General features: G+C 65.1%; 8 protein-coding genes. 4 read left to right on the top strand and 4 right to left on the bottom strand.

Going from position 1 to position 18,972, the window contains the following annotated elements; translation table 11 throughout:
- Positions 1 to 80 precede the first annotated feature (80 nt).
- From CI41S_RS33345 to CI41S_RS33330, 4 genes are read left to right on the top strand one after another with little or no spacing between them, the layout of a single operon-like run.
- The gene (locus tag CI41S_RS33345) at positions 81 to 1,280 is read left to right on the top strand and encodes an ABC transporter substrate-binding protein (RefSeq protein ID WP_139863292.1); all 1,200 of its coding nucleotides are present in this window, start codon (positions 81 to 83) and stop codon (positions 1,278 to 1,280) included.
- A gap of 10 nt (positions 1,281 to 1,290) precedes the next feature.
- Positions 1,291 to 3,009, top strand: a complete 1,719-nt coding sequence (locus CI41S_RS33340; RefSeq protein WP_172628285.1) for an FAD-dependent oxidoreductase — start codon at positions 1,291 to 1,293, stop codon at positions 3,007 to 3,009.
- Positions 3,006 to 3,770: an SDR family NAD(P)-dependent oxidoreductase gene (locus CI41S_RS33335; RefSeq protein ID WP_139485144.1), complete on the top strand. Its 765-nt coding sequence runs from the start codon at positions 3,006 to 3,008 to the stop codon at positions 3,768 to 3,770. The genes CI41S_RS33340 and CI41S_RS33335 overlap by 4 nt, the downstream gene beginning before the upstream one ends.
- 40 nt (positions 3,771 to 3,810) lie before the next feature.
- Positions 3,811 to 4,617: an IclR family transcriptional regulator gene (locus CI41S_RS33330; protein WP_139863290.1), complete on the top strand. Its 807-nt coding sequence runs from the start codon at positions 3,811 to 3,813 to the stop codon at positions 4,615 to 4,617.
- Between the two features lie 501 nt (positions 4,618 to 5,118).
- On the opposite strand, the gene ahcY is transcribed toward CI41S_RS33330, so the two are convergent.
- The 4 genes from ahcY to CI41S_RS44710 form a co-directional block, all read right to left on the bottom strand.
- A complete protein-coding gene (gene ahcY / locus CI41S_RS33325) occupies positions 5,119 to 6,546 on the bottom strand; it encodes an adenosylhomocysteinase (RefSeq protein WP_139863289.1) in 1,428 nt (475 codons plus the stop codon).
- Positions 6,547 to 6,748: 202 nt separating this feature from the next.
- The gene (gene metK / locus CI41S_RS33320) at positions 6,749 to 7,945 is read right to left on the bottom strand and encodes a methionine adenosyltransferase (RefSeq protein ID WP_139485141.1); all 1,197 of its coding nucleotides are present in this window, start codon (positions 7,943 to 7,945) and stop codon (positions 6,749 to 6,751) included.
- Positions 7,946 to 8,006: 61 nt separating this feature from the next.
- A complete protein-coding gene (locus CI41S_RS33315; protein ID WP_139485140.1) occupies positions 8,007 to 9,362 on the bottom strand; it encodes a hypothetical protein in 1,356 nt (451 codons plus the stop codon).
- Positions 9,363 to 9,621: 259 nt separating this feature from the next.
- Complete coding sequence (locus CI41S_RS44710; RefSeq protein WP_139863288.1) at positions 9,622 to 18,876, bottom strand: hypothetical protein; 9,255 nt, start codon at positions 18,874 to 18,876, stop codon at positions 9,622 to 9,624.
- Between the last annotated feature and the right edge of the window lie 96 nt (positions 18,877 to 18,972).

Below are 18,972 nucleotides of genomic sequence, written 5' to 3'. Positions count from 1 at the left end.
TTCGCCATTGACAAATCGATTAGATAATTACTAATCAGGCGGTGACCCGCCCGAGAACGCGGACATCAAGAGGAGGAACGATGAGACAGGTTTTGGCGGCAGCCATGATTGCGGCGATGACGACGGCCGCCCACGCCCAGGTATCCGACGACGTCGTGCGCATTGGCGTGCTGACCGACCTGTCGAGCTGGGGCCGCGACAATTCCGGTCCGGGATCGGTCGAGGCCGCCAAGATGGCGGTCGAGGAGTTCGGCTTCACCGTGCTCGGCAAGCCGATCGAGATCATCTCGGCCGATCACCAGATGAAGACCGATGTCGGCGTGCAGATCGTGCGCGGCTGGTTCGACAACGGCAAGGTCGATGCGGTGGTCGACATTCCGAACTCCGGCATCGCGATCGCCGTGCACAACATGGTGCGCGAGCGCAACAAGATCGCACTGCTGTCCGGCCCCGGCGCGAGCTCGCTGACCGATGAATTGTGCAGCCCCAACACGGTGCATTTCGCCTACGACACCTACGCGCTGTCCAAGGTGACGGCCTCGGCCGTGATCAACGAGGGCGGCAAATCCTGGTTCTTCGTCACCGCGGACTATGCCTTCGGCCAGCAGCTCGAGAAGGACGCCACGCGCTTCATCAACGAGATGGGCGGCAAGGTGCTCGGCAATGTCCGCCATCCGACCAACACCGCCGACTTCTCCTCCTTTGCGCTGCAGGCGCAGAGCTCGAAGGCCGACGTGGTCGCCTTCGCCAATGCCGGCCAGGACACCGACAATGCGATCAAGCAGTCCGGCGAGTTCGGCCTCGTGCAGGGCGGCCAGAAGCTGGTCGGCCTCCTGATGTTCGATACCGACGTGCATGCGATCGGGCTCAACGCGGCGCAAGGCACCTACATGACGACGGCGTCCTACTGGAACATGGACGACAAGACGCGGGCGTGGTCGAAAAAATTCCTCGCCCGCGCCAATGTGATGCCGACCATGATCCATTCCGGCGTCTACGGCTCGGTGCTGCATTATCTCAAGGCGATCAAGGCCGCCGGCACCGACGATCCGAAAGCGGTGATGGCCAAGATGCGCGAGCTGCCGATCGAGGACACTTTTGTGCACGGCGGCAAACTGCGCGAGGATGGCCGCGTCATCCGCGACATGTATCTTGCGAAGGTGAAGAAGCCGTCGGAATCCAAGGAGCCGTGGGACTATCTCGACATCGTCAAGACCGTGAAGGGCGAGGACGCCTATCGTCCGGTCTCCGAGTCGAAATGCCCGCTCCTGAAGCATTAGGATCGATCGCGTGGCCAACGAAGAGACCTATGAATGCGATGCGCTGGTCGTCGGCTCCGGCTGTGCCGGGCTGTCGGCGGCGGTCACCGCCGGCCATCACGGCCTCAAGGTTCTGGTGGTCGAGAAGGAGCCGAAGTTCGGCGGCACCACCGCCCGCTCCGGCGGCTGGCTGTGGATTCCCGGCACCTCGCTGGCGAAGGCCTGGGGCATTCAGGAGAGTCCCGATCAGGCCAAGACCTATCTGCGCCACGAGGCCGGCAACAGTTTTGATGCCGCCCGCGTCGATGCGTTCCTGACCGAAGGCCCGAAAGCGGTCGACTTCTTCACGTCCAATACCGCGGTGCGCTTCGACATGCCGCTGACCTTCCCGGACTATCATGCCGAGGCGCCCGGCGGCGCGCAGGGCGGCCGCTCGATGGTGACGCGGCCGTTCGACGGCCATGAGCTCGGCGATGCCATCAAGGACCTCGGCAGCCCGCTGCCCGAGCTCACCGTGTTCGGCATGATGCTCGGCTCCGGCAAGGAGATCATCCATTTCATGCGCGCCACCAAGTCGCTGCCCTCGGCGTTCTATGTCGCCAAGCGGCTGTCGCGGCACGCCATGGACGTGGCGCGCAACGGCCGCGGCATGACGCTGACCAACGGCAACGCGCTCGCCGGCCGGCTGGCGAAATCCGCCTTCGACCTCAAGATCCCGCTCTGGCTGTCCTCACCGGTACGCGAGTTGATCGTCGACAACGGCGTCGTGCGCGGCGCGGTGGTCGTGCGCGAGGGCCGCACCATTCGCGTCAACGCCAGGCGCGGCGTCGTGCTGGCTTGCGGCGGCTTTCCGCATGACGTCGCACGGCGGCAGAAGATGTTTCCGCATGCGCCGACCGGGAAAGAGCATTACTCGCCGGGTCCGACCGGCAACACCGGCGACGGCTTGCGCCTGGCGGAATCCGCCGGCGGCCGGGTCGAGGACGCGCTGCCGAACGCGGCGGCCTGGGTGCCGGTCTCCGTCACCACACGCAAGGACGGCTCCAAGGGCGTGATGCCGCATTTCATCGATCGTGCCAAACCCGGCGTGATCGCGGTGATGCGCGACGGCAAGCGCTTTGCCAATGAAGGCAACTCCTACCACGACTTCGTGCAGGAGATGATGAAGGCCGCAAAGCCCGGCGAGGAGATCGCGGCGTATCTCGTCTGCGATCACCAGACCCTGCGCAATTACGGTCTCGGCTGCGTGCCGCCGCGGCCGATGCCACTCGGCCATCATCTGAAGACCGGCTATCTCAAGCGCGGCGCGACGCTCGCGGAGCTCGCGGCGCAGACCGGCATCGACGCCAAGGCGCTCGAGGCCACCGTCGCCGAATTCAACACCACCGCGGCAGAGGGCCGCGATCCCGCCTTCGGCAAGGGCTCGCGCGCCTACAACCGCTACCAGGGCGACGCGCTGCACGGGCCCAACCCGTGTGTCGCGCCGATCCAGCATGGACCGTTCTACGCCATCAAGATGGTGATCGGCGACCTCGGCACCTATGCCGGCATCCGGACCGACGCCAATGCCCGCGCGCTCGACGCCGACGGCCACCCGATCCAGGGCCTCTATGCCGCCGGCAACGATATGGCGAGCATCATGGGCGGCAACTATCCCGGCGCCGGCATCACGCTCGGGCCGGCGCTGACCTTCGGCTATATCGCGGGCAAGCACCTCGCCGGCGCGGCGCAGGAAAGAAGCGCGGCATGAGCACGATGGCCACCCTGCTCGCCGGCAAGCGCGCGCTGGTGACCGGCGCCGCGCACGGCAACGGCCGTGCCATCGCCGTTGGACTTGCCGCGCATGGCGCCGACGTCGTGGTGACCGACATCGACCTTGCCGGCGCCGAGCGAACCGCGGGCGATATCCGCGAGCGCGGCCGCGCCGCCTGGCCGTTCGAACTCGACGTCAGCGATGCCGAAGCATGTCACGCCCTCGCGCAACGAACGGCGCGCGAGATCGGGCCGATCGCGATCCTGGTCAACAATGCCGGCATCATCATCCGTGAAGGCATCGACTCGCCGCGCGCGCAAGACAACTGGCGACGGGTGCTCGACGTCAACCTGACCGGAACGTTCAACGTCACCCACGCCTATCTGCCGGCGCTGCGCGAGACGCGCGGTGCCATCATCAATCTCGGCTCGGTCGCCTCCTTTGTCGGCGTCGCCGATACGCTCGGCTATGCGCCGTCGAAGGGCGGCGTGAAGCTGTTGACCCAGGCGCTCGCCCGCGAGCTTGCCGCCGACGGCATTCGCGTCAATGCGATTGCCCCCGGCGTGATCGCAACCGCGATGACCGAAGCGACCCGCAACGACCCTGCCCGGCTTGCCGGCTTCATCGGGCGCACCCCGCTCGGCCGCGTCGGGCAGCCGGAGGAGTTGGTCGGGCCGGTGGTGTTCCTGGCGTCCGAGCTTGCATCCTATGTGAACGGCGTGACCATGCCGGTCGACGGAGGGTTTCTCGCCGTATAAGGACGTTGTCGGAGAGCTGGCAAGATTCCATGACGGCCACATGACCAGAGAAAGCCGCGGCATACAGTCGATCGAGGTCGGCGGCGAATTGCTCCGCGCGCTCGCCCGCAGCGGCGAACCGATGATGCTGCGCGACCTCGCGCGCGAGGCGGGCATGCCGCCGGCCAAGGCGCATCCCTACCTGGTGAGCTTTTCCCGCATCGGCCTGATCGAACAGGACGAGACCACCGGCCGTTACGAGATCGGCGCGCTGGCGCTCGAGCTCGGCCTGATCAGCCTGCGCCGGCTCTCCGCGGTGCGGATCGCGACGCCGCGGATCGCCAGCCTCGCCGACGGCATCAATCACGCGGTGTCGCTGTCGGTCTGGGGCACCCACGGGCCGACCGTGGTGCGGCTCGAGGAGCCGAGCCACCCCGTGCACATCGCGATGCGCGTCGGATCGGTGGTGGCGCTGCTGGAGACCGCGACCGGCCGCGCCTTCGCCGCCTTCATGCCGCCGAACGCGGTCAAGACCGCGCTCGACAGCGGCCTCGACCGGCTCGGCGTCGGCTACAATCCGAAGCGCGCACCTGCCAGCGCGAAGACCACGGAGATGCTTGCCGAGGTCCGCAGCCGGGGCCTGGCGCGCGCCATCGGCGATCCGCTGCCGGGCGTCAACGCATTCGCCGCGCCGGTGTTCGATCACGCCGGCCACGTCGCGCTGGTCATCACCGCGATGGGCCCCGAGGGCACCTTCGACGTCGGCTGGGACAGCGCGATCGCGGCCGCGCTGCGGGGTTGCGCCGGCGAGATTTCGCGGCAGCTCGGCCACGGCACGGTGCAGGAGCCGCGGCCTGAAAGCAGATAACGACCGAACACCCGCAGGATCGGTAGAGCGTAGCGAAACCCATCGATTTGCATCCGCGGTGAGATGATGGGTTTTCGCTACGGACTGCGTTCCCACCCACCACTGTCATCGCCCGGCCTGTGCGCAATTGCGCACATGGACCGGGCGATCCAGTACGCCGCGGCCTCTCGGCTCAATCACCGGCGTCTCTGGAATACTGGATCACCCGCCTGCGCGGGTGGATGACACCGAACGAGCTGTTTGACGGTTGAATCAAACTGTCACCGTCATCCTGAGGTGCGAGCCTTGCAGCGCAATTGCGCTGCAGGGCGAGCCTCGAAGGATGAATCGGCCCGGCTGGTGGCCGTCCATCCTTCGAGGCTCGCAAGAGCTCGCACCTCCAGCGACAAAGGCGAAGCCTTTGCGCGGGAATGACGGGTTTGATAGCGCGACGATGCATCTCAAGCAAAAGGCCCCGGGCGATCCGGGGCCTTTCACTTCACTCATCGCAACCGCGACAGATCAGTAGCGGTAGTGATCGCTCTTGTAGGGGCCTTCCTGCTTGACGCCGATGTAGTCGGCCTGGTCCTTGCGCAGTTCGGTCAGCTTGACGCCGATCTTGGCGAGGTGCAGGCGGGCGACCTTCTCGTCCAGCGTCTTCGGCAGCACGTAGACCTTCTTCTCGTACTTGCCGCCCTTGTTGTTGGCGAACAGCTCGATCTGCGCCAGCGTCTGGTTGGTGAACGAGGCCGACATCACGAAGGACGGATGGCCCATCGCATTGCCGAGATTCACCAGGCGCCCCTCCGACAGCAGGATGATGCGGTGCTTGTCCGGGAATTCGATCTCGTCGACCTGCGGCTTGATGTTGGTCCACTTCAGATTGCGCAGCGATGCAATCTGGATCTCGTTGTCGAAGTGACCGATGTTGCAGACGATGGCGCGATCCTTCATCGCGCGCATGTGCTCGATGGTGATGATGTCCTTGTTGCCGGTGGCGGTGACGAAGATGTCGGCGCGCGGCGCCGCGTCTTCCATGGTCACGACCTCATAGCCTTCCATCGCCGCCTGCAGCGCGCAGATCGGATCGACCTCGGAGACCATGACGCGGCAGCCGGCCTGGCGCAGCGAGGCGGCCGAGCCCTTGCCGACGTCGCCGAAGCCGGCGACCATCGCGACCTTGCCCGACAGCATCACGTCGGTGCCGCGGCGGATGCCGTCGACCAGCGACTCGCGGCAGCCATAGAGGTTGTCGAACTTCGACTTGGTGACGCTGTCGTTGACGTTGATCGCCGGGAACAACAGCGTGCCTTTGTTGGCCATCTCGTACAGACGATGCACGCCGGTGGTGGTCTCTTCCGAAACGCCCTTGATGTTCTTGGCGATCTCGGCGAACCAGCCCTTCGGCTTCTCCTTCAAGAGGCGCTTGACCAGCGCGTAGAAGATTTCCTCTTCCTCCGAGGTCGGCTTGTCGAGGAAGGCGGTATCGCCCTGCTCGGCGCGGTAGCCGGCATGCACCAGCATGGTGGCGTCGCCGCCGTCATCGAGGATCATGTTCGGCGTGCCGCCGCCGTGCCAGTCGAACAGTTTTGCGGTGTAGTCCCAGTACTCGGTCAGCGTCTCGCCCTTGACGGCGAACACCGGGATGCCGGCGGCGGCGATCGCGGCCGCGGCGTGGTCCTGGGTCGAGTAGATGTTGCAGGAGACCCAGCGGATGTCGGCGCCGAGCGCGGCCAGCGTCTCGACCAGCACCGCGGTCTGGATCGTCATGTGCAGCGAGCCGGCGATGCGCGCGCCCTTCAGCGGCTGCTTGGGGCCGTACTCCTCGCGGGTGGCGATCAGGCCGGGCATCTCGGTCTCGGCCAGCGAGATTTCCTTGCGGCCGAAATCGGCGAGCGAAATGTCCTTGACGATGTAGTCGGTGAAGACGGGCTTGGTGGGGGCGTTCATGTCTGTTTCCTAAATCGGTCAATCGGCGTGTCAGTAACGAAGCAGGCCGAACGCCCTGCGGCGCGGCCCTCTCCCTCGCCCCGCCTGCCGCGGGGAGAGGGTTGGGGTGAGAGGCTCTATCCGCGCAACGAACTCGCGGAGAGTCCCCCTCACCCGCCGCTTCGCGGCGACCTCTCCCCGCAAGCGGGGCGAGGTAAGTGGATCAGAGCGCGCGCTTCAGCGGCTCGACGAGATCGGTCTTCTCCCAGGAGAAACCACCCTCATTGTCCGGCGTGCGGCCGAAATGACCGTAGGCCGAGGTCCGGGCGTAGATCGGGCGGTTGAGGTCGAGATGGGTGCGGATGCCGCGCGGCGTCAGATCCATCGCCTTGGCCGCCGCCTGCTCGAGCTGATCCTCCGGCACTTTACCGGTGCCGTGGGTGTCGATGTAGATCGAGAGCGGACGCGCCACGCCGATCGCGTAGGCGAGCTGCAGCGTGCAGCGGTCGGCGAGACCGGCAGCGACGATGTTCTTGGCGACATAGCGCGCGGCATAGGCCGCGGAGCGGTCGACCTTGGTCGGGTCCTTGCCGGAGAACGCGCCACCGCCATGCGGCGCGGCGCCGCCATAGGTGTCGACGATGATCTTGCGGCCGGTGAGGCCGGAGTCGCCGTCCGGACCGCCGATGAAGAATTTGCCGGTCGGGTTGATGTGCCAGATCGTCTTGCCGTTGATCCACTCCTTCGGCAGCGCCTCGCGCACATAGGGCTCGACGATGTCGCGGATCTGGTTCGACGAGAGATCCTCGACCAGATGCTGGTGCGAGACCACGATCTCACGGACGCCGACCGGCTTGCCGTTCTCGTACTGCACGGTGACCTGGCTCTTGGAGTCCGGGCCCAGCACCTTCTCACGGCCGGAATGGCGCGCCTCGGAGATCAGGCGCAGGATCTTGTGGGCGTAGAAGATCGGCGCCGGCATCAGGTCCGGCGTCTCGTTGGTGGCGTAGCCGAACATGATGCCCTGGTCGCCGGCACCCTCTTCCTTGACCTCGCCGGGCTGCAGCGCGTCGACGCCCTGCGCGATGTCGGCCGACTGCGGATGCAGCAGGATCTCGATATCGCAGGTCTTCCAGTGGAAGCCGTCCTGCTCGTAGCCGATGTCCTTGATCGCGCCGCGCACGACGTTCTCGATCTGCTCGTTGGTGACCGAAGCGGGCCCGCGGGTCTCGCCGGCGATCACCACCTTGTTGGTGGTCGCAAGCGTCTCGCAGGCGGCGCGGATGGCCCACGGATCGATGCCGGCTTTCGGCCCTTCCCGGTAGAACAGGTCAACGATCTCGTCGGAGATACGGTCGCAGACCTTGTCGGGATGTCCTTCGGAGACCGACTCGCTGGTGAACAGATATGACGCGCGCATCAAGCAAACCCCTTGTTTCGTCGTACTTTGACGTTTCGTTGGTGAATGTGTCCCTGGAATGTCACTCGCGTCGCCGCGAGATGACGTAGGATTCGTCGTAGAACCAAAGCCCGTTGTGTTTGCGGAGAACGTCGCGCGTGGCCTCGAGTGTCCGCGCGCTTTCGGCCATATCGGTCAACCGGTCATCCTCGATCTGGGCGACATACACCGCCGCGTTCCACGCTGCAAAGGCGGTCGACGTCCCGATCGTGCCCGTCACCTCATTGGGCAGCGCTTCCATATCATAACGGAAGATCGAACGATTGTCGGCGTAGGCGTTGAAGTTGAGATCGCGCCCGGCCGCGCCCAGCTCGTATTTCACGGCGCGCAGTATCTCATGACGGCTGACGGCGAAAGGATTTTCTCCGGGCCACACCGACTGGATGATTTCCAATCCCGGATCGTGCCCGTAGGAGTGAATGCCGATCAGGCGGCCGCCGGCGCGCAGGGCGCGCGCGAGCGGCGCGATGATGCGCTTGGCACGGAAATTCACCGAGGATTTCGCCCGGTAGGGCTGCGAGGCGATCACAAGATCGAAATTGGCCTCGGTGCGGCCGGCCCGCGGGATGATGGAATCGAGCAGGAACCGGTGGTCGTCCCGGTACAGCACCAGGGCAACCGGCCGCTCATAGATGGGCATGGCGGTTCGTGGGCTGACGTTGGCGCGCCAGTTCTGCTCGAGAAATGGGGCAAGTTCGGCGATCTGGGTCTCGAATTCGCCCGAGGCGGTCCCACGCAGCGGCACCTCATGCCAGATCATGCTGGCGGCGGCCGCGTTTGCCCGCGGCGTCAGCCAGGGCGCCTCGGCGTAATACATGTTGGTGAACACGAACACCGTCGCCGGATGCTCGACCAGGCGGTCCGGCACCTTGTCCAGCGTCAGGCGGATGTCCTCGACGCTCAGTTCCTTGCCAGCGACATAGAACGGCATATGCGGGAAGCGGCCATGCATGGCGCGCAGCACGCGCGCCAGCACGGTTCCGTCGCCCATGCCGGCGTCGAACACCCGGAGCGCCGGCGGCCGCGGCTGGATTGCCGACAATTCCAGCGCGACCCGATCGGCAACCACCCGCTTCTCGCTGCAGGTGTGGACGAAGAGCAGATAGCGCTGGCGGTTCTCGAAGAAGCGGAAATTGCCCCTGGGGTCGCGCTTCTCCGGCGGCACCACGAGGCCGCGCGGCGGCGGCACCCCGCCCGGCGTCGACGCCGCGATGAAGGCGTTGATGCGGTCGAGGGTGTCGATGGTGATGCGCTTGCCCTCGCGCAGCCGGTGCACCAGCTTGCCGTCGTTGACCGCACGGCGGCCGAACGTCGTCTCCGCCATGTCGGAGTCCCGGCAGAAGTCCGAGATTTGACTGAGGATTTCGTCGTTCTTCATCAGGACGGTGGGCAGGCGCCGGCGTTGGGACGAGAGTGGGCAGAACAAGATCGGACCAACTCAGTATCACCGATTGCCCAACATGAAAACCCCGCTGCGCCGCAGGATCGCCTGACATTTTCGTGGGCAACCGGGTCCCGCAGCACGGCCGGTCGCCGGCCATGAACGCCAAAGGCCGGCCCGGAGGGTCCGGACCGGCCTTTGCGAGACTGGATCCGCGATGCCCTGCACTGCAGGACATCGCGGCATCAGGTTGTCCTTACACGACCAGGAAGTCGTGCGCGGTCAGGGTTGCCGGATGCGTCGTGGTGCCCAGCGTTGCGAACTGGACCGCGGCGCCGGCACCGCTGCCGTCGGCGTCGTAGAACACGGCGCCGGTGCTGGCATTGTAGACGAACCGCGTCGATGCGGTCTCCGCTGCCAGCGACGAGGCGAATGCCGTATCCGCCAGCGGGCCGGTCCCGATCGCCGAGAAGATCGCGTGATCGAGCACCAGCCTGTCGGTGCCGGACGTGAAGTCGGTGATCGTGTCGACGTTGTTGGCACCGAGCGCCGTGTTGAACACGAACAGATCGGCACCGGCACCACCGGTCAGCGTGTCGTTGCCCGCCAGGCCGTTGATCAAGTCGTTGCCGGCGTTGCCGACAATGACGTTGGCCAGTTCGTTGCCGACACCGATGTGGTCATTCGAACCGATGAAGGTGAGGTTCTCGACATTGGCCTGCAGCGCGTAGACCGACAGGAATGTCTGCACCTGATCGGTGCCTTCATTGGCGAACTCGACCACCGAGTCGAGGTTGGATTGAACGGCGTAGATGTCGTCGCCGGTTCCGCCCTGGAAGGTGTTCGATCCGCTGCCGTCGATGAACGTGTCGTTGCCGTCGCCACCGATCAGGTAGTCGTTGCCTAGACCGCCGGTCATCACGTTGTTGAGCGCGTTGCCGATACCGGTGAAGGCAAGGTTTCCGGTATGGATAAGGTTCTCGACGTTGGCCCCCAGCGAGTAGGCAGCCAGCTTCCCGGTGAACACCGTGTCGGTCCCTTCGTTGGCGTTCTCGGTCACGACGTCGCCGGTGTTGTCGACGATGTAGGTGTCGTTGCCGGCGCCGCCGATCAGCGTGTCGGCGCCGAGACCGCCATCCAGCGTGTCATTGCCGGCGTTGCCGGTGATGACGTTGGCCAATGCGTTGCCGGTGCCGGTGTGCGCATTGCTGCCGATGAAGGTCAGGTTTTCGACGTTGGCCGAGAGCGTGTAGCTCGACAGGAACGTCTGCACCTGATCGGTGCCTTCATTGGCGAACTCGAACACGGTGTCGAGGTTGGATTGCACGGCGTAGATATCGTCGCCGGCGCCGCCCTGCAGCGTGTTGAGGCCGTTGCCGTCGATCAGCGTATCGTTGCCGCCGTAACCGACCAGGTAGTCGTTGCCGAGGCCGCCGATGATGACGTTGTTGTCATCGGTGCCGAGGCCGGTGAAGTCGGCGCTGCCGGTGTGGGTCAGGTTCTCGACATTGGCGCCGAGATGATAGGCACTGAGCGCGGTGGTGACCGTGTCGATGCCTGCGTTGGCCTGCTCCAGCACCACGTCGCCGACGTTGTTGACGGTGTAGGTGTCGTTGCCGGCACCGCCGTCGAACCGGTCGGCTCCCGCCGTTCCGGTAAAGGTGCCGTCAACGGCGGCTGCGACGTTGACGATAACCTGCATATTGCCGGTATTGACCCCGTCGGTGTAGCTGAAGTTCAGCGTCACCGTCTCAGGCGATGCATCGCCGGTGACCGGAGCGAGATAGGTCAGGTTCTGCATGTCGGCTGCTGACAGATCCTGCGAGCCCAGAACGACCGCCACGCCATTGAGCATCACCGTTCCGGCCTGATGGCCGGCCGTCGGCTGCACGGTGTCGAGATGGAACGCGAGGGTATCGCCTTCCGGATCGACCGGCAGTGTCAGGTTCAACGGCGCGTCGTTGGGATCCGACAGCTTGGCCTCCGTCACGCCGGACTCCACGTTCACGTTCGACAGCGCAGGAGAGACAGGCGGCAGATTGGCGTCGATGATGCTGACCGCCGTCGCCTGGGTCACCGAATGTCCGGCAGTATCGGTGATCTTGACGTTGAAGCCGTACGACGAGTGCAGGTCGAAGTTGAGAGCTCCGGCCACCGCGATCGTCGCCGACACGCCGTCCGCATTCTTGGTGATCGAGAACGGGCCGCTGAAGGCATTGCCCGAACCGTCCACCAGGGTGAACGTCAGCACGTCGCCGGCGGCGATGTTGTGGTCCGCGGCCGATACGGTGGCGATCGCAGTGCCGTTGATCGCCGCTTCGCTCACAGCCACCGTGCCGGCGTTGTGGTCCTCGTCGGTTCCGGTCTCGGCGACGCCCGTGATGGTCGGCGCGAGCGAGACGATGGTGTCGGGATCCGAGGTCACGCTCACCACATTGCCGTTGAAGCTGAACTTCTCGACATTGACGACCGTATCGGTCTCGCCGCCCTTGACGATGGTGTAGGTGCCGCCCGAACGGGTGATGGCGTAATCACTCCATGCCCCGCTCAGCACGTAGGTGTCACCCGTACCGGCGCCGCCGTCGATGGTGTCGTTGCCGGCACCGCCGTCGATGGTGTCGTCACCGGCGCTGCCGATCACCTTGTCGTCGCCGCCGCCCGCGTTGATGGTCAGCGGTCCGCTGACATACTCGCCGTGGATGGTCTCGGCGACATCGCTGCCGGTGATGGTCTGCCCGGCCGGACCGTTGGCATAGATCGTGATCGGACGAGCCTGGTCCTCGAAGGTGTTGTCGTGGACGAAGCTGCCGATGTCCGCCGACACGAACGGCAGCGGTGCGATGTGGGCACCCGGATCGACAGCCCCCGCGCTCGAGAAGGTGTTGAACGCGATCTGGGTGTCGACGGATTCGCTGACGACGCCGTTGCCGTTGTCGGTGAAGACGTTGTGGTCGATCGAGCCCGTGGTCCCGATCACGATGTAGGCACCTTCGGCCCAATCGTGGATCGCGTTGCCGGTCACCGAGAGCCCGGTGGTGCCTGCGACGGTGCCGAACGGGCGGGTGTCGGAAGCGAACGTCGCCGTGCCATCGAAGGTCGAGTTCTTGATGGTGACGTTGTCGGCGCCGACCACGATGCCGTAGGCACGCTCGGTGCCGCCGGCCTGCACGGCGCCGGTGACTTCGATGCCGTCGATGACGACGCCGTCCGCGGTGATGTAGAGGCCGCCGTTGATGACGGATTCCGCCCCCGCGTGGTCCGCGCCGGCGACGCCATGCTGGGCGCCGACGATCGTGACCTGCTTGTTGACGGTGACATCGCCGGTCAGCGTAAGGCCGCCCGGCACATAGATGGTGTCACCGGCCTGGGCCGCGTTGATCGCGTCCTGCAGCGTGGCGAAGCCGCCGCTGCCGACCAGGAGGATGCGGCCCGCTCCGCTACTGACGACCTCGACGCCGACCAGGGTGTCGGTGCCTTCGGTGCCGCCGGTGGTGACGGTCCAGCCGGACTGATTGCCCGCCGTCACCGGATCGAGGTCGGCAACTGCGGTCAGCTTGTCCAGCGTGATGTTGGTCGTAAACAGCGCGGTGTCGGTGCCAGCGCCGCCGACGATCAGGTCGGCTCCGCCGCCGCCCTTGAGCACGTCGTCGCCGCCATTGCCGAACAGATTGTCGGCGCCTGCCGAGCCGGTGATGTGATCGCCGACCGTGCTGCCGAGAACCTGAATCACCGTGCCGCCCTGCGCAACGTTGCCGCCCGAGGACGTCTCGTTGGTCGCCGTCAGGTCGACGGTGACCGGCGTCGTCAGGTTCTGGAAGTTGAAGTCGTCGTTGACCGACTGGAAGTCGTTGTCGTGGATGCCGGTGTAGTCGTTGGTGACGGGAATACCGACCGAGATGGCGGTGCCCGCCGAGACGAACGTGTTGCCCGACACGTCATGGGTCGCGTCGTTGTAGCCATCGAGGTTGATGGCGCTGCGAACGTTGGAGAACGCGTTGCCGGTGATGTTGAGCTGGTGCTCGGCGCCGTCCGACCAGATGCCGCGTTGCCAGTTGGCCCCGCCGAACAGGTCGGTGTTGGAGACAGGACCCGCGAACAAGTTCGAGTCGATGTTGATGGTGCCGGTCGCCGTGGTGTCGAGTTGGATCGCGGTTGCCTCGACATTGCCGCCGACGAAGTTGCTGTAGAACACCGAGTTGTGCACCGTGTAGGTGCCCGACCCGTGCAACTGCAGCGCGGCGTTGCCGTGTCCGGTGGTGCCGGTGGTCGCATCGGCGAGGAATTCAAGACCGTTGAATTCCACCGCCTTGCTGCCGGTGACCGAGATGTGGCCCTTGATGATGGATTCGGCGCCGCGCGCATCAGCACCCGCGGTGTCGAGATTGGCGCCGGCGAAGGTCAGCTGCTTGTCGGTGACCGTGACGTTCTCGGCATAGGTGCCCGCCGCGAGCAGAATGGTGTCGCCATCGGCCGCCGCATTGACCGCGTCCTGGATGGTGGCAAAGCCGCCGCTGCCGACCAGCAGGACGTGGCCCGTGCCGCTGCTGACGATCTCGACGCCAGTGAGCGTGTCGGTGCCCTCGGCCCCGCCGGTGGTGACGGTCCACCCCGACTGGTTACCTGCCGTAGCCGGATCGATATCGAGCACCGCGGTCAGCTTGTCGAGCGTGATGTTGGCCGAGTAGACCGCCGTGTCGGTGCCGGCACCGCCGACGATCAGGTCGGCGCCGCCGCCGCCCTTGAGGACGTCGTTGCCGTTGTTGCCGAAGATGTTGTCGGCGCCTGCCGAACCGGTGATGTGGTCGTCGACCTTGCCGCCGAGGATCTGCAGCACGCCGCCGCCCGCCAGCGGATCACCACCCGAGGAGGTCTCGGGGTTCGCGGTGAGGTCGAGCGTCACCGGCGTGGTCACGTTCTGGAAGTTGAAGTCGTCGCCGACCGCCTGGAAGTCGTTGTCGTGGATGCCGGTGAAGGTCGATCCGGTCGGAGCGCCGACCGAGATGCCGCTGCCCGCCGAGACAAACGTGTTGTCCGTCACGCTGTGGGTCGCATCGTTGTAGCCATCGAGATTGATGCCGCTACGAACGTTCGAGAACGTGTTGTGGTTGATATCGAGATCGGAGCTGGTGCCGTCGGACCAGATGCCGCGCCCCCACGACGCCGTGCCGAAATTGCCGACCGACGCGCCGGTGAACGCGTTGTGGTCGATCGTCACCGCGCCCGACACGGAGGTGTCGAGGCTGATCGCGCGCGCGTCAACGCCGTTCGCGCCACCCGCGGTCTGGTTGTAGAACACCGAGTTCTCGACGTGATAATTGCCGGTGCCGTGGAAACCGAGCGCCGGATTCGACGGACCGGTGGTGCCGGTGGTGGCAGTGGCCTTGAACTGGAGGCCGTCGAACGTGACGTCCTTGCCGCCGCTGACCTGTACCTGGCCGATAATGACCGATTCAGCGCCACGCGCGCCGCTCGCTCCATCGACGCCATGGTTGGCGCCGACGAAGGTCAGCTGCTTGTCGGTGACCGTCACGTTGCCGACCCAGGGCCCGGCCGCGATCAGGATGATGTCGCCGTCGTGGGCCGCGTCGACCGCAGCCTGGATGCTGGCGAAGCCGTCGCCGCCGACCAGCAGGATGCGTGCGCCGCCCTGCCCGCCGCCGTCGACTTCCTCGATGCTGGTGAGGGTCTCGACGCCTTCCGTCCCGGCATTCACCGTCCAGTGGCCGGACGCGAAGGAGAGATCGTTGACCGTCAGCGCCGCGGTATAGACCGCGGTGTCGATGCCGGCGCCACCGTCGAGGAGATCCGTGCCGGCGCCGCCGATCAGGATGTCGTCTCCGGCGCCGCCCTCGAGCTTGTCATTGCCATCAGCACCGATCAGCGTGTCGTTCGGATTGGAATTGGCCTGGAAGCTGTAGATGGCGGTGATGTAGTCGTCCTGGTCGGTACCGGTGACGGTCTGCCCGTCGCCGTCGTTAAGGCCGTCGCCGTACAGATAGATTCCGACCTTGCGACCGCTGCTGTCATACTCGTTGGTGCCGAAGTAGTTCTGAACGTTTTCGACGTTGTCGAACACGCCGTATCCGACCGCCGACGAGCTCGACGCGCCGAAGTGGTTGCCGTCGATGAAGGTGCCCGGCGCCCAATCGTCACCGACGAAGCCATTGAAGTTGCCGCTGGCATTCGTGAAAGTGTTGTTGGTCATGTGGAACTGGGTCGACGGATTGAAGTAGCCGCCTGAATCCCAGCCGTTCACCAGATTGTGGTCGATGTTGAGGTTGGAGACGTTGCCGCCGTACGGGGTCAGGAAGCCGTAGTCCGCGGGACTGTTGCCGGCATCGATGATGGTGTGAGAGATCGTGACGTTGTTGTGGTCGACATAGATCGCCGAGGAATTGCCGGCGTTGATCGCACCGCCGACGACCTCCATGCCGTCGATGGTCACCTTGTCGGCGGAGATGTACAGCCCGCCGTTCAGGACGGATTCGTGGCCTGCATTGCGCGTACCGTCGGCGCCGTCGACACCGTGGTAGACGCCGAGAATGGTGAGCTCCTTGTTGACGTTGACGCTGCCGGCATCGGCCAGCGTTTCGCCGGCGACTAGAATGGTGGCGCCGGCGCTGGCGGCGTTGATCGCGGCCTGCAGCGTGCCGTAGCCATTGCCGGCCAGGTAGAAGGTCTGACCGTTGGCATCGACGATCTTCTCGACGCCGCTGAGACGGTCGATGCCGTCGGTACCGGCGTCGACCACCCACTGATGGTTGACGGAGTCGTAGGTGATGTTGGCGGCGGTCAGCGCCACGTCATAGGTCGCGGTATCGAGCTCGTTATGGCCGGTGAAGGTGTCGCCGCCGGCGCCGCCATGGAACACGATCGCGCCGGTCGAGCTGTTGCTGGACGCGACGACGTCGGCGTCCGCGGTGCCGTTGAACGTCATCACCGACTGCGTCACGTTGGCGATGTCGCCATGGGTTGCGTTATGCTGCGCACCGTCGATCGTCACATTGGTGACGGTGACAATCGGGCCGGTGTTGCTCTTCGTCGGTTCGCCGGCCTGAATGCCGGTCGACGTATGACCATCGATCGTGCCGTCATGAATGTCGACCGCACCGTTGAAGGTCGCGGGAGCAGCGCCATAGGTGCTTCCGTCGTTACGAGCTTCAACGACGATTGCGCCACCATTCGGGTGTCCGCCGGCGACCACGCCGTCCGACGCGCCGACGTCGTGCAGCGTGAAATTGTCGATCTCGACGTTGGAATACGTGCCGTTCTTGAGGTTCAGATCAATACCGTTGCCGGCGACACCATTTGCGCCGAAAGCCGGTCCGCCGCCGTACTGACCGACGTTGTCCATCGTGATGTTGGTGATGTGCGCGTTCGACAGGGTCTCGGCGTAGATGCCCTTCTGGGTGATATCCGCGAACGACGTTCCGTCGATGACAACGTGATCGGCATTGCCGACGGCCGATTGGCCGGCAGTCGTGTTCTTCTGGAAATAGACACCGATGTAGCTGTCGGTAATCGAACCGTCGTTGAGCGTCAGACCGCTCACACCGGCGGCCGATCCCTTCCAGTATCCGTTCACGGAATCGCTGATCGCGACATCGGTGAAGGTAGCGCCCGAGACGTTCATGTTGTCGGCGAATTGGACGCCGTTCAGGAAGCCGTCGATGTGCAGGCCCTGAATGGTGACGTTGTTGGCCGAAATCGTCAGGCCGCTGCCGGCCGCACCGCTATAGCTCGCCGCGGTCTGCAGGAAGGTCGCCACGCCGCCATCGGCAATGGTGTTGTCGCTCTTGAAGGTGCCGTGCAGCACGACATTGCCGACGGCCGCGATGGTCAGACCCTCGACGTCGACATTGACGTTCTCGGTGTAGGTGCCCTGCAGGACGACGATGGTGTCACCGGCATGCGACGCGTCGATCGCGGCCTGGATGGTCGAATATTGACCGCCGGAGCCGACCACGAGGACATTGTGGTCGTTGAACTGCATGGTTTCGACGCTGTCGAGCGTGATGGTTTCGCCCGCAAGGGTGACCGCGATCGAACCCGGGGTTGCTCCCGCCGCGAAGGTCGCGCTGCCGACATTGCCGTCGAAGATCGCCTTGTCGAGCCCGGCACCGCCGTGCACGACGTCACCGGCGTGCAGATTGACGAAGGAGTCGGCGCCGCCGCTGCCCGTCAGCACATTGGCTCCGGTGCTGCCGGCGATGTAGTCGTCGCCGGAGCCGCCGATCGCGTTCTCGATCGAGGTGATGCTGGCATTGACCGCGCCGGCCACGAAGCCGCCGTCGAGATCGATGAAGACCGACGTCGAGGCGCTCGCGGCGTCGTAGGTGTCGCTGCCGCCGCGGCCGTCGATGGTGTCACCACCTGCCGTGGCAAAGAAGGTGTTGGCGTTGCCGTCGCCGATCAGATTGTCCCTCGCGGAGCTGCCAAGGACGTTCTCGATGTGGGCCAGCGTATCGATGCCGGTTTCGGCCGAGATCGCGAGGCCAGTCGTCAGATTGACGAACGCGCCGCTGGCCGCGCCGGACATGTCGATCGTATCGCTGCCGCCGAGACCGTCGATGTGATCGATGCCCGCTCCGCCGTGGATGAGGTCGTCGCCGGCGGTGCCGTTATAGGTGTTGCTGCCGGTGGTGACGGGGGTCGTGCCGAAATCCTCGATGCCTTCGCTGGCATTGTTGATGGTATTGCCGGAGACGGTAACGCCGGTGGAATCCTGCAGATAGACGAAGAGGTCGTTGGTGTGGGTGCCGTCGTAGGTATTGCCGGAGACATTGAGGCTGCCGTGGCTGTCGAACACCATCACGCCGACGACCTCATTGGTATCAGGCGTGAAGCCGATGCCGGAGATGTGGTTTCCGGTCACGCTGCCGGTCGAGCCGGACGACAGCTGAATGCCGTTCTGCGCAATGACGCCGTGCGGCCCGCCGCCGTCGATGTCGTTGTTGGTCACCGTCGCGATCGTGTTGCGGGCGATGATCGCGGTCTTCTGATAGTCCTCGACCGAGGAATTGCTGACGGTGAAGGCCTGCGGAGATCCGACGGTGTTGCTGATCACGATGGCGTTGCCGCGCTGAACGCCGCTGAGGTCGCCGCCGATCAGGGCGTCCCGGATGCCGCTGACGTCCACATGGTCGATCGTGCCGGTCGAGTTCGCGACCGCGATACCGACGAAATCGTTGCCGCCGGCGACGTCGTTGCCGCGACCGGCGCCGTCGACCGACAGGTCCTTGATGGTGACGTTGGAGGAATTCGATACCGCGATCAGCGCATCCTGCAGCCGGCCCGTGGTGGCGTCGGTGGCGTTCTGCTGGAGCAGCGAGACCGGCGCCGTGATGATTACGCCGCCTTCGCTCTCGCCCTGCAGGGTGATGCCGGTCTTGCCCGCGATGCTGATCTGTTCGCTATAGGTGCCGTTCTCGATGAAGATCGTGTCGCCGCTGCTGGCACTGTTGATCGCCGCCTGGATCGAGCTGCCCGCATGAACGATAATCGTCGCCATCTGATTGTCTCCTCGATGTCACACAACCCGCATTGACGCGGGCAATAGGTTGCTGTTGCGGGAAAACGGCGCGAACAGCCGCTTCCTCCGCAGGGT

The sequence above is a fragment of the Bradyrhizobium ivorense genome (genome assembly GCF_900696085.1).
Lineage (GTDB): Bacteria > Pseudomonadota > Alphaproteobacteria > Rhizobiales > Xanthobacteraceae > Bradyrhizobium > Bradyrhizobium ivorense.
Note: the sequence above shows the minus strand (reverse complement) of the source record. Positions and strands in the feature narration are given on the sequence as shown.